Raw genomic sequence first — 12,017 nt, 5'->3', positions numbered from 1 at the left:
CGCGACAAGCCCACCACCGGGGCGCGGAGACCAGCGCACCCCGCAGGAGAACGGCGGGTGTGTCGGGGTGCGTCGGGGCAGCCGTATGCGAGGGCGTCGGGGGTCGCCGCGGACGAGGGGTTTCCGCAGCGGCAGCGCATTGGCACTCTGGAGGGCGGGGCCTTTCGCGGTGAGACCGGGTGGTGACGGCGCAAATGGCAACGAGCGCGGCGCACGCAGTGCACACGGCGCACAGGAGCGACCGCTGGCGGTTCGACACCGGACGGGTCTGTCTCGACCTGCTCGCGACCACCGCCGACGTCGACGCGCGAGAACCGCTCGCCGGCGACGGCCGGCTCGGGCGTTGGCTCGTCGGCGCCCGGCTCGTACCCGCCGACACGCCCCTGCCCGCCTGCGGCCCCCGCTGGGTCGAGCGCTTCGCCGAGCTCCGCGGCCACCTCGCGCAGGTGGTGCGCGCCGAGATCGAGGGCCGGTCCGCCGAGTCCGCGCTGGAGCGGATCAACGCGCTCGCCGCCGGCGCGCCCCCGGCCGTGCGCGCCGTCCGCGGCCCCGGCGGCGAGCTGGTGCGGACCCTCGCCGCCGCCCCCGAGTGCGGCGAACTGCTCGCCGCCGTCGCCCGTGACGCGGTGGAGCTGCTCACCGACCCCGTCGCCCGCGCCGCGCTGCGGCAGTGCGAGGGCGAGAGCTGCCGTCGGGTGTACGTGGACACCTCGCGCGGCAGGCGCCGCCGCTGGTGCTCCAGCGAGGTGTGCGGCAACCGCGAACGGGTGGCCCGCCACCGCCGCCGCGCCGCGGCGCTCGCCCGGGCCTAGGGCGCCGTCGCGCCCGTCGTCGCGCCCCGAATTCCGGGATGAATCGCCTGCGTTTGGGCCGAATTCGGGGAAACGGATGTGAAGAAATTCCACTCCCGTTGAATGGCCCGCGCGTTCCGTCCGTAAGGGACGAGGAAGTACGGCCCGTCAACTCAGGGTCTCGACCGGGAGGTTCAGGTGCGCAAAGATGCCGCCGTGGCCGATGACCGTCCGCAGAGGGCACGCCATCGCAGCGACAGATCGCGCTTCGACGCCTCGGTGCCCGATGAGGAGTTGATGCGCGCGCTGTACCGCGAACACGCCGGTCCTCTGCTCGCCTACGTGCTGCGCCTCGTCGCCGGCGACCGCCAGCGCGCCGAGGACGTGGTGCAGGAGACGCTCATCCGTGCCTGGAAGAACGCCGGTCGGCTAAACCAGGCGACCGGCTCTGTCAGACCCTGGCTGGTGACGGTCGCCCGGCGCATCGTCATCGACGGCCACCGCAGCCGGCAGGCCCGGCCGCAGGAGGTCGATCCGTCGCCGCTGGAGGTCATGCCCGCGGAGGACGAGATAGACAAGGCGTTGTGGCTGATGACGCTCTCGGACGCGCTGGACGATTTGACTCCGGCGCACCGGGAAGTACTTCTTGAAACGTACTTCAAGGGGCGTACGGTCAATGAGGCGGCCGAAACGCTCGGCATACCCAGCGGCACCGTGCGTTCCCGGGTGTTCTACGCATTACGTTCCATGAAGCTCGCGTTGGAGGAGAGGGGGGTCTCGGCATGAGCACGCGGGGGGAACAGGAATCCGTGCACGACGCAGTCGGTGCGTACGTCCTCGGAGTCCTGGACGACGCGGACGCCACGGAGTTCGAGGCACACCTCGCCGGGTGCGACGTCTGCGCCGCCCACCTCGAAGAGTTCGCCGGCGTGGAACCGGTGCTCGCCGCACTGGCGCAGGCCGCCCCGCCGCCCGGCGCCCCCGCCTCCGTCCCGTTGCACGGGACGCTGCCCGGGACACCGCCAGGGGCGCAGACGTCCGGCTGGCAGGACGTGCCTGTGCCGCGGGCCGTGCCCAAGCTGTCCGCGCCGCCCGCCGGACGGGTGTTGGACGGTCTGTTGGGCGAGGTCGCCGCCAAGCGCGCGACGCGCCGCCGCCGCAACATGTACGTGGTCGCCGCGGCGATCGCGCTCATCGTCCTCGCGCCCTTCGTGACGTACGCCGTCACGGGCGACGGCGGCGAGCAGCACGGCCGCGCCGAGCCCCGCCCCACCTCCCCGGCGGAGGACTCCTTCCTGCACCACATGGACGAGAAGGTCACCGCCACCGACGCCACGACCCGGGTGTCCGCCACCGTCGGCATCGAGAAGAAGGGCTGGGGCACCCACGCCGTCCTGGAGCTCAAGGGCGTCAAGGGCCCCCTCAAGTGCCGCCTCGTCGCCGTGTCCAAGTCCGGCGCCGAAGAGGTCGTCACCTCGTGGTCCGTCCCGAAGTGGGGGTACGGCATCGCGGACGGCCCCACCGAAGCGTCGAAGAGCCCGCTGTACGTCCACGGCGGCGCCGCGATGGACCGCTCGGAGATCGACCGGTTCGAGGTGCGCACCTTCGACAATCAGAAACTGGTGGAAATCGACGCGTGACCGGTCCGTGACCACCGCCTGACAGACGCGTCCCCTTCGCGTACGGTTGACCGCTGCCCAGTGCACGTCAGAAGGGGGCCTCGGTGGCCAAGCACAATGCCGCTGTGGACACGGCCGGCGACCCGGCCGACGCGGCGGCCGACGCGGGCGGGGACTCGCTCCGCGACCGCGAGATCGCCGTCGAACAAGTACATCTCGACCGGGTGTACCGGCGTCTTGAGGAGAAGATCCACGACGCCGAGTTCCTGATGAGCGACGCGGCCAAGCTCAGCCAGGTGGGCACCCCCGGCGCGCTGGCCGAGCGGGACGCCCAGGTCTTCCGCGCCGGCGTCCACCTCAACCGGCTGCACAACGAGTACGAGGACTTCCTCTTCGGCCGCATCGACCTCCTCCAAGGCAAGGACGGCAAGCGCGGCCCGGACGGCGCGTACACCTCCGTGGAGCCCGCGGACGACGCCGTGCGGCCCGACGGCACCGCGGACGTCGGCGAGACCCTGCACATCGGCCGGATGGGCGTGCTGGACGCGGACTACGCGCCCCTGGTGATCGACTGGCGCGCGCCCGCCGCCGCGCCCTTCTACCGCTCCACGCCGGTCGACCCCGGCCGGGTGGTGCGCCGCCGCGTCATCCGCTCCAAGGGACGCCGGGTCCTCGGCGTCGAGGACGACCTGATGCGCCCGGAGCTCGCCGCCAGCCTCGACGGGCAGGAGCTCGCGGTGATCGGCGACGGCGCGCTGATGGCCGCGCTGGGGCGGGCCCGCAGCCACTCGATGCGGGACATCGTCTCCTCCATCCAGGCCGAGCAGGACCTCGTCATCCGGGCGCCCGCCGCGTCGATCACGTACGTGGAGGGCGGGCCCGGCACCGGCAAGACGGCGGTGGCGCTGCACCGCGCCGCGTACCTGCTCTACCAGGACCGCCGGCGGTACGCGGGCGGCATCCTGATCGTCTCGCCGACCCCGCTGCTGGTGGCGTACACCGAGGGCGTGCTGCCGTCGCTGGGCGAGGAGGGGCAGGTGGCGATCCGCGCGGTCGGCAGCCTGGTCGACGGCGCGGAGGCGTCCGCGTACGACGAACCCGCCGTGGCCCGCGTCAAGGGTTCGTCGCGGATGCTGCAGGTGCTCCGCAGGGCGGCGCGCGGCGCGCTGGAGGTGCCGCCCGCCGCGCCGGCCGGGGGCGAAGGACAGCTCTCCTTCGGCGACTTCGGAGATGACGCGGACTTCGGGGACGCTGACGGCGAGGAGTCGCGGGCCTGTGCCGTACGGACCGATCTGCTGCGGGTGGTCGCCTTCGGGCGTCGGCTGGAGCTGGCGGCGGGCGAGCTGAAGCGGATCCGTCAGACCGTGTTGAGCGGCACCGCGCCGGTGAACCTGCTGCGGCCCCGGGCCCGTCGACTGCTGCTGGACGCGCTGTACGCGCAGTCCGGCGCGGTGGGCCGGCACGCGGACCCGGAGCTCGCCGCGGAGCTGAGGTCCTCCTTCGACGAGGACGTCACCGGCGAGGACTCCTTCACCGCGTTCCTGGACGCCTGGTGGCCGGAGCTGACGCCGCGCCGGGTGCTCGCCGCGATGGCCGACGAGCGCCGGCTCGGCCGCTGGGCGCGCCGGGTGCTGACCCCGGGCGAGGTCCGCCGGCTGGCGCGCTCGCTGAAGCGGGCCGGCGCGGACGGCACCGGGCCGCTGTCGGTGCACGACGTGGCCCTGCTCGACGAGTTGAACACCCTGCTCGGCACCCCGGCCCGGCCGAAGAAGAAGCGGGAGTACGACCCGCTGGACCAGCTCAGCGGCCTGGAGGAGCTGATGCCCCAGCGCGAGGAGACGCAGCGGGAGCGCGCCGAGCGGCTGGCGGCGGAGCGCACGGAGTACGCGCACGTCATCGTCGACGAGGCGCAGGACCTGACGCCCATGCAGTGGCGCATGGTCGGCCGGCGGGGGCGGCACGCCACCTGGACGGTGGTCGGGGACCCGGCGCAGTCCTCGTGGCCGGAGCCGCAGGACGCGGCGCAGGCGCGGGACGAAGCTCTCGGCACCCGGCCGCGGCGGCGCTTCGAGCTGACGGTGAACTACCGCAACCCGGCGGAGATCGCCGACCTGGCCGCGCGGGTGCTGGCGCGGGCGATGCCGGGGGCGCAGGCGCCGTCGGCCGTGCGGTCCACGGGCGTCGTGCCGCGCTTCGTCGCCGTGCCCGGCGAGGGCGAGGGCGCGGGCCGGGGTGGCGGCGACGGTGCGCTGGGTGCGCTCGTACGGGCGGAGGCCGAGCGGCTGCTGGCGCGGGTGGACGGCACGGTGGGCGTGGTCGTGGCCATGCACCGGCGCAAGGAGGCGGCCCGCTGGCTCGACGGGCTGGGGGACCGCGTGGTGCCGCTGGGCTCCCTGGAGGCGAAGGGCCTGGAGTACGACGCGACGATCGTGGTGGCCCCCGCGGAGATCGCCGACGGGACGGCGGTCGGCCTGCGGGTGCTGTACGTGGCGCTGACCCGGGCGACGCAGGAGCTGACGGTGGTGTCGGGGCACCGGGACGGGGCGGACGGCGCCGGGGTGCCGGAGCTGCTGCGGCCGTGAGGCCCGCCCCGTATGCCCGGCTCGTACGCCCGTCCCGTATGCCCGGCTCGTACCCCTGGTCGGCACGCTCCTGAGAGCGCTTTCTCAGGGGCCCGCGCAACACGGGCTGGGCTGATGGGGTGTCAACCTGTGAGGGGGGAATCACTTACCGGGGTGGTTTGTTAGCCTGGGTGTGGCACCGGCTCGATCCAAGCCCCCGGGCCCAACCTTCGTCGCTTCGAGCGACCACTTGCCGCGAGGCGAGCATGGCGGGTCGGTGCCACCTTCCTCACGTATCGCCAGGTCCGCGCCCCAGGAATGGGCGCGGACCTGGCGGCGTTTTCAGGGTCGTCCGATGACCGCGCTTCCAACGGACGGCTTCCATCTCGTATGGTGAAAGTTGGCTTCCGAAAACAAAACGACCACTATTACCAGCTACTGGCTGGTAGGTGCGACCATCGGATAGCGCTGCCGGGGCCTTCGCGCAAGAGGGCCGCGGCGGTGGTGCGGTCTCAGGAAAAAGCTAGGAAAGTTGAGGAATCCGGCCATGGCAACGGCGCCAAGCGTCTCGTACTCGATGACGGTCCGGCTGGAGGTGCCCGCGAGCGGAACCGCGGTCTCCCAGCTCACCACGGCCGTGGAATCCTCCGGCGGGTCCGTGACCGGCCTCGACGTGACCGCGTCCGGTCACGAGAAGCTGCGGATCGACGTCACCATCGCCGCCTCCTCCACCGCCCACGCGGAGGAGATCGTCGAAGGGCTGCGCTCCATCGAGGGCGTCGTCCTCGGGAAGGTCTCCGACCGGACCTTCCTGATGCACCTCGGTGGAAAGATCGAGATGCAGTCCAAGCACCCGATCCGCAACCGTGACGACCTCTCCATGGTCTACACGCCGGGCGTGGCCCGGGTCTGCATGGCGATCGCCGAGAACCCCGAGGACGCCCGTCGCCTCACCATCAAGCGCAACTCCGTCGCCGTGGTCACCGACGGCTCCGCGGTGCTCGGCCTCGGCAACATCGGCCCCAAGGCCGCGCTGCCCGTCATGGAGGGCAAGGCGGCCCTCTTCAAGCGCTTCGCCGGCATCGACGCCTGGCCGCTGTGCCTGGACACCCAGGACACCGACGAGATCGTCGCGATCGTCAAGGCGATCGCCCCCGGCTTCGCCGGGATCAACCTGGAGGACATCTCCGCGCCGCGCTGCTTCGAGATCGAGGCCCGGCTGCGCGAGGCCCTGGACATCCCCGTCTTCCACGACGACCAGCACGGCACCGCGATCGTCGTCCTCGCCGCGCTCACCAACGCGCTGCGGGTGGTCGGCAAGGCCGTCTCGGACGTACGGGTCGTCATGTCGGGCGCCGGCGCCGCCGGTACGGCCATCTTGAAGCTGCTGATCGCGGCGGGCGTGAAGCACGCGGTCGTGGCCGACATCCACGGCGTGGTGCACGCGGGCCGCGACGACCTCGTCGACGCCGCGCCGGGCTCTGCCCTGCGCTGGATCGCGGACAACACCAACCCCGAGGGCGTCACCGGCACGCTCAAGGAGGCCGTGGTCGGCGCGGACGTCTTCATCGGCGTCTCCGCGCCCAACCTCCTCGGCGCCGAGGACGTCTCCGCGATGGCCGACGGCGCGATCGTGTTCGCGCTCGCCAATCCGGACCCCGAGGTCGACCCGACGGTCGCCCGGCAGACCGCCGCCGTGGTCGCCACCGGCCGCTCCGACTTCCCGAACCAGATCAACAACGTCCTGGTGTTCCCGGGCGTCTTCCGCGGTCTGCTGGACGCCCAGTCCCGCACGGTCAACACCGAGATGATGCTGGCCGCCGCCGCGGCCCTCGCCGACGTGGTCACCGAGGACGAACTCAACCCGAACTACATCATTCCGTCCGTCTTCAACGACAAGGTCGCCGGGGCCGTCGCGGGCGCCGTGCGCAACGCCGCGAAGGCGGCCGGCGCGGATGTGACGGGTTCCACGTCCGCCTGACCTCCGGCGCGTCGCGGGGTCCGGTGCCCCCGCCGTCGATCTAGGGTGGCCGGACCACGGACCGGACGGCTCCGGTGAGTCCCCGCCGTGTCGACGGAACGTCACCACCGCGAGGCAGTGGCGCTTTTCGTGTGACCCAGGAGGGTGCCGGATTGGCGTTCGCGCCGTCGGTGGAGGCAGGATGCTGCTCCGAGGACCTGCGTCCCTGGGGAGTTTCACCAGACAGGGCGGGGTTCACTGACGGACCCCCGGTTCGGGGGAGTGTCAGAGGGCCCTGGCAGCATCGGCTTCGACTCACGCCTCACAGGCAAGAAGAAACACGGGAGTAAGAACATGAACCGCAGTGAGCTGGTGGCCGCGCTGGCCGACCGCGCCGAGGTGACCCGCAAGGACGCCGACGCCGTGCTGGCCGCCCTTGCCGAGACCGTCGGTGAGGTCGTCGCCAAGGGCGACGAGAAGGTCACCATCCCCGGCTTCCTGACCTTCGAGCGCACCCACCGTGCCGCTCGCACCGCGCGCAACCCGCAGACGGGCGACCCGATCCAGATCCCCGCGGGCTACAGCGTGAAGGTCTCGGCCGGCTCGAAGCTGAAGGAAGCGGCCAAGGGCAAGTAAGTCCCGGGTCCCTCGGCCCGTGGCGCCCAGCGACGGGCCGGGCGCAGGGACGCGGGAGCTTGAGGACAAACGCAAGGGCGGTCACCACCTGGTGGTGACCGCCCTTGGGCGTTCCAGCGGCCTTCAGCGGCCCTCCAACGGCCCTTCAGCGGCCGTTCAGCGGCGGTGCTACGGCGCTGCAACGGCGTCGTGCCGGGCCGTTCGTCGTGCCGGGCCGTTGCCGGGGGCCCGTTGTGCGTACGGCCCCCGGCGGTCGGCCGTCAGCCGAGCGGGCCGGACGGCAGCTCGACCTTCGCGCCGAGGTCGCCCAGCTTCTGCATGAAGTTCTCGTAGCCGCGGTTGATCAGGTCGATGCCGTGCACCCGGGACGTGCCCTGCGCCGCCAGCGCGGCGATCAGGTACGAGAAGCCGCCCCGCAGGTCCGGGATGACCAGGTCGGCGCCCTGGAGCTTGGTGGGCCCCGAGACGACCGCGGAGTGCAGGAAGTTGCGCTGGCCGAACCGGCAGTCCGAGCCGCCCAGGCACTCCCGGTACAGCTGGATGTGCGCCCCCATCTGGTTCAGCGCGGAGGTGAAGCCCAGCCGCGACTCGTACACCGTCTCGTGGACGATGGAGAGCCCGGCGGCCTGCGTGAGGGCCACCACCAGCGGCTGCTGCCAGTCGGTCTGGAAACCGGGGTGCACGTCCGTCTCCAGGGCGATCGCGCTCAACGAGCCGCCCGGGTGCCAGAAGCGGATGCCCTCGTCGTCGATCTCGAAGGCGCCGCCCACCTTGCGGTAGGTGTTCAGGAAGGTCATCATCGACCGCTGCTGGGCGCCGCGGACGTAGATGTTGCCCTCGGTGGCCAGCGCCGCGGACGCCCACGAGGCGGCCTCCAGACGGTCCGGCAGCGCCCGGTGGGTGTAACCGCCGAGGCGGTCGACGCCCGTGATGCGGATGGTGCGGTCGGTGTCCATCGAGATGATGGCGCCCATCTTCTGCAGGACGCAGATCAGGTCCTCGATCTCCGGCTCGACCGCCGCGTTCGACAACTCCGTGACGCCCTCGGCGAGGACGGCGGTCAGCAGCACCTGCTCGGTGGAGCCGACGGAGGGGTACGGCAGCCGGATCTTGGTGCCGCGCAGCCGCTGCGGCGCCTCCAGGTACTGCCCGTCGTCCCGCTTCTCGATCTTCGCGCCGAACTGCCGCAGCACGTCGAAGTGGAAGTCGATCGGCCGGCCGCCGATGTCGCAGCCGCCGAGGCCGGGGATGAACGCGTGGCCCAGGCGGTGCAGCAGCGGGCCGCAGAAGAGGATCGGGATGCGGGAGGAGCCCGCGTGCGCGTCGATGTCGGCGACGTTCGCGGACTCCACGTACGTCGGGTCGAGCACCAGCTCGCCCGGCTCGTCACCGGGCCGGACCGTCACCCCGTGCAGCTGGAGCAGCCCGCGCACCACGCGGACGTCGCGGATGTCCGGCACATTGCGCAGTCTGCTCGGTTCACTGCCCAGGAGAGCGGCGACCATTGCCTTCGGCACCAGGTTCTTGGCGCCGCGGACGCGGATCTCGCCCTCCAGCGGGGTGCCGCCGTGGACAAGCAGTACATCGTCTGTGCCGGTCATGGATCTCGCGTTCCGGAGTGGTCGGGCAGTGGGACAGAGAAAAGGGTAAGGGGCGGGGGGCGGTGCCCCGTAAGGCCGAGGAGGGTCCCGGTACGTAATGATTTCGGTACAGCACGCTGGGTCCTCCCGCGACCCCACAGCGTGACCCCCTGTGCGGGGTGCGCCTCTCGCCATGCGGCGCGCTCCGATCCGGCGCCTGCGACCGGGGCGCGGAGACAAATGCCACCCGCAGGGGGACGGCGGGGTTGTCGGGGTGCGCCGGAGGCGGGGCACCCCGTGGAGCCCCCGCGCGCTGGGTTTCGCCGCAGCGGCCCGCAAGCGGGCCCGATGCGGGATCATGTTGCGCATGACCGAGGTGTCCTCGCTCACAGGGCGGCTGCTCGTCGCCACACCGGCACTCGCGGACCCGAACTTCGACCGCACGGTGGTCCTCGTCCTCGACCACGACGACGAGGGCTCCCTCGGCGTGGTCCTCAACCGCCCCACCCCCGTCGGCGTCGGCGACATCCTGGAGTCGTGGGCCGCGCTCGCGGGCGAGCCCGGCGTCGTCTTCCAGGGCGGTCCCGTCTCCCTCGACTCCGCGCTGGGCGTCGCCGTGATCCCGGGCGACGAAGGCCCCCTCGGCTGGCGGCGGGTGCACGGCGCGATCGGCCTGGTCGACCTGGAGGCGCCGCCCGAGCTGGTCGGCGCCGCCCTCGGCTCGCTGCGGATCTTCGCCGGGTACGCGGGCTGGGGGCCGGGTCAGCTGGAGGCCGAACTGGACGACGGCGCCTGGTACGTCGTGGACTCCGAGCCGGGCGACGTGTCGTCACCGCGGCCCGAACAGCTGTGGCGGGCCGTCCTGCGGCGCCAGCGCAGCGAGTTGGCGATGTTCGCGACCTATCCGGAAGACCCCTCGCTCAACTGACGCCCGGGGACGACCAGACCCGTCTCGTACGCCGCGATCACCAACTGCGCCCGGTCGCGCGCGCCGAACTTCCCCAGCAGATGGCTGACGTGCGTCTTCACCGTGGACAGGCCCACATACAGCCGGCGGGCTATCTCGGTGTTGCTCAGGCCGCGCGCCACCAGCTCAAGCACCTCGCGCTCGCGCCCGGTGAGCGCGGCCAGCGCGGTGGCGTCCGGGCGGCCCTGCGGCGGGCGCAGCGCGAACTCGGAGATCAGCCGGCGCGTCACGCTGGGGGCGATCAGCGCTTCGCCGGCCGCGACGACGCGCACCGCAGACAACAGCTCCGCGGGCGGGGCGTCCTTGAGGAGGAAGCCGCTGGCGCCCGCGCGCAGCGCGCCGTACACGTACTCGTCGAGGTCGAACATGGTGAGCATCAGCACGCGGGTGGCGGCCGTCTCCGGGGAGGCGCTGATGCGGCGGGTGGCCTCGATGCCGTCGGTGCCGGGCATCCGGACGTCCATGAGGACCACGTCGGGGCGGGTGCGCCGGGTCAGCCGCACGGCCTCGTCGCCGTCCGCGGCCTCCCCGACGGGGCTGAGGCCCGGCTCGGCCTCCACCAGCAGCCGCAGGCTGCCGCGGAGCAGCGCCTGGTCGTCGGCGACGAGGACCCGGATCACGGGCCCACCTCGACGTGCGCCCGGGCCGCTTCGGGCTCGGGCGCCGGCTCGCCCCCGGGGCGGTGGACGCGCTCGTACGGAATCGTCGCCCGAACCTCGAAGCCGCGGGGTGCGCGCGGGCCGGCCGCGAAGACGCCGCCGTACAGCGCGACGCGCTCGCGCATGCCCACGATGCCGTGGCCGTCGGGCGCGGGGCCGCCGGGCGGGCCGTCGTCGGCCACGACCAGCCGCACCGCGGTGCCGTCGGAATCGACCGCGACCCGGCACGGGGTGCCCGGGCCGGCGTGGCGCAGGACGTTCGTCAGGGCCTCCTGCACGATCCGGTAGACGGCGAGGCCGACCCCTTCGGGCAGACCTTCGAGGTCACCCACGGTCAGCTCGGCGCCGGCACGGGCAGCCAGCTCCGGCAGCTCGGCCACCGTGGGTGCGGGGGCGAGTTGCGCGGGGACGCGCTCGCCGGTGTCCGAGGCGCGCAGCACCCCCAGCATGCGCCGCAGCTCGGTCAGGGCGTCCCGGCCGGTGGCCTCGATGACCCGCAGGGCGTCGTTCGCCGCGTCGGGGTGGGTGCGCACGACGTGGTTGGCCACGCCGGCCTTGACGACGATGAGTCCCATGGAGTGGGTGACCACGTCGTGCAGTTCGCGGGCGATGCGCAGCCGCTCCTCGGTGACGGCGCGCTGCGCGAGCTGCTCGGCCGTACGGATCGCGAACGCGCGCCGCTCGCTGGCCGCCCGGCCCAGCTCCCACGTGCCGAGGAGCACGCCGAAGCCGAGGACGAGCAGGCCGGGGCCGCTCGTCCACCAGGCGCCGCGTCCATCGCGCAGCGGGGCGACCAGGGCGCACAGGGACAGCGCGCCGATCGCGAGGGCGGGCAGCCACCGCTGCCACCAGTGCTCGCGCGCCCCTTGCACGGCGACCGTGTACAGCGCCAAGCCGGCGGGGACGAACGGATCGTGCACCGCGCCCAGCAGCACGCCGACGCAGGTGGCGGCCAGCACGCTGCCGAAGACCGGCAGCGGCCACAGCCGCCGCACCACCAGCGGAGCCACCGTCACCAACACCAGCAGCGACGCGAGCCCGTCCGGGAGCGCGGACGAGCCGGCGCCGGTGGAGCCGGCGGCACCGGTGGTCGAGACGAGGAGGAGATACGCGGCGACCGCGAGCCCGTCCCGCCCCACCAGGCCCGCTTTCGGTCGTCCGTGGGCGGTCATCCTCCGACGGTAGACGGGCCGTCGGCGCCCGCGCCTCCCCCTGCAGAGGGAGACGAACACCTCCCTCTTGCG

10 protein-coding genes are annotated in these 12,017 nt (G+C 72.9%); 7 read left to right on the top strand and 3 right to left on the bottom strand.

All coding sequences use genetic code 11. From position 1 onward, the window contains the following. Window positions 1-194 precede the first annotated feature (194 nt). The 6 genes from ABZ842_RS10530 to ABZ842_RS10505 all read left to right on the top strand — a co-directional run bounded on the left by ABZ842_RS10530 (window position 195) and on the right by ABZ842_RS10505 (window position 7,567). Window positions 195-812 (top strand): CGNR zinc finger domain-containing protein, encoded by a 618-nt coding sequence (locus tag ABZ842_RS10530; protein ID WP_361534958.1) that lies wholly within the window; start codon window positions 195-197, stop codon window positions 810-812. A gap of 177 nt (window positions 813-989) precedes the next feature. Further along, a complete protein-coding gene (locus tag ABZ842_RS10525; protein WP_361534955.1) occupies window positions 990-1,577 on the top strand; it encodes a sigma-70 family RNA polymerase sigma factor in 588 nt (195 codons plus the stop codon). Continuing rightward, window positions 1,574-2,431 (top strand): zf-HC2 domain-containing protein, encoded by an 858-nt coding sequence (locus ABZ842_RS10520; protein ID WP_361534952.1) that lies wholly within the window; start codon window positions 1,574-1,576, stop codon window positions 2,429-2,431. Before ABZ842_RS10525 ends, ABZ842_RS10520 begins: the two co-directional genes overlap by 4 nt. A 104-nt stretch (window positions 2,432-2,535) precedes the next feature. Further along, complete coding sequence (locus tag ABZ842_RS10515; RefSeq protein WP_361535179.1) at window positions 2,536-4,992, top strand: UvrD-helicase domain-containing protein; 2,457 nt, start codon at window positions 2,536-2,538, stop codon at window positions 4,990-4,992. A gap of 526 nt (window positions 4,993-5,518) precedes the next feature. Continuing rightward, window positions 5,519-6,952, top strand: coding sequence for an NAD-dependent malic enzyme (locus ABZ842_RS10510; protein WP_361534949.1), 1,434 nt, complete (start codon window positions 5,519-5,521; stop codon window positions 6,950-6,952). 333 nt (window positions 6,953-7,285) lie between these two features. Further along, a complete protein-coding gene (locus ABZ842_RS10505; protein ID WP_004571953.1) occupies window positions 7,286-7,567 on the top strand; it encodes an HU family DNA-binding protein in 282 nt (93 codons plus the stop codon). 260 nt (window positions 7,568-7,827) lie between these two features. Here the strand turns inward: ABZ842_RS10505 and murA are convergent, their stop codons facing one another. After that, window positions 7,828-9,168 carry a UDP-N-acetylglucosamine 1-carboxyvinyltransferase gene (murA, locus tag ABZ842_RS10500; RefSeq protein WP_361534945.1) on the bottom strand — a complete coding sequence of 447 codons (1,341 nt, stop codon included), beginning with the start codon at window positions 9,166-9,168 and terminating at the stop codon, window positions 7,828-7,830. A gap of 346 nt (window positions 9,169-9,514) precedes the next feature. Here murA and ABZ842_RS10495 point away from each other — a divergent pair, with 346 nt between their 5' ends. Then, entirely contained in the window at window positions 9,515-10,075 is a 561-nt protein-coding gene (locus tag ABZ842_RS10495) for a YqgE/AlgH family protein (RefSeq protein ID WP_361534942.1), read from the top strand. On the opposite strand, the gene ABZ842_RS10490 is transcribed toward ABZ842_RS10495, so the two are convergent. Together ABZ842_RS10490 and ABZ842_RS10485 are read right to left on the bottom strand one after the other, a co-directional pair. After that, a complete protein-coding gene (locus ABZ842_RS10490; protein WP_361534939.1) occupies window positions 10,048-10,734 on the bottom strand; it encodes a response regulator transcription factor in 687 nt (228 codons plus the stop codon). The two genes, ABZ842_RS10495 and ABZ842_RS10490, sit on opposite strands and share 28 nt — an antisense overlap. Beyond that, a complete protein-coding gene (locus tag ABZ842_RS10485; protein WP_361534936.1) occupies window positions 10,731-11,945 on the bottom strand; it encodes a histidine kinase in 1,215 nt (404 codons plus the stop codon). The genes ABZ842_RS10490 and ABZ842_RS10485 overlap by 4 nt, the downstream gene beginning before the upstream one ends. Between the last annotated feature and the right edge of the window lie 72 nt (window positions 11,946-12,017).

The sequence above is a fragment of the Streptomyces sp. NPDC047315 genome (assembly GCF_040643215.1).
Taxonomy (GTDB): Bacteria; Actinomycetota; Actinomycetes; order Streptomycetales; family Streptomycetaceae; genus Streptomyces.
The sequence above is the reverse complement of the archived record's forward strand: the minus strand, read 5'-3'. Positions and strand labels throughout refer to the sequence as shown.

Coding starts and splice junctions, on each gene's coding strand:
- ABZ842_RS10510 (WP_361534949.1), top strand. CDS start 5,519: ATGGCAACGGCGCCAAGCGTCTCGTACTCGATGACGGTCCGGCTGGAG.
- ABZ842_RS10485 (WP_361534936.1), bottom strand. CDS start 11,945: ATGACCGCCCACGGACGACCGAAAGCGGGCCTGGTGGGGCGGGACGGG.
- ABZ842_RS10505 (WP_004571953.1), top strand. CDS start 7,286: ATGAACCGCAGTGAGCTGGTGGCCGCGCTGGCCGACCGCGCCGAGGTG.
- ABZ842_RS10520 (WP_361534952.1), top strand. CDS start 1,574: ATGAGCACGCGGGGGGAACAGGAATCCGTGCACGACGCAGTCGGTGCG.
- ABZ842_RS10495 (WP_361534942.1), top strand. CDS start 9,515: ATGACCGAGGTGTCCTCGCTCACAGGGCGGCTGCTCGTCGCCACACCG.
- ABZ842_RS10530 (WP_361534958.1), top strand. CDS start 195: ATGGCAACGAGCGCGGCGCACGCAGTGCACACGGCGCACAGGAGCGAC.
- murA (WP_361534945.1), bottom strand. CDS start 9,168: ATGACCGGCACAGACGATGTACTGCTTGTCCACGGCGGCACCCCGCTG.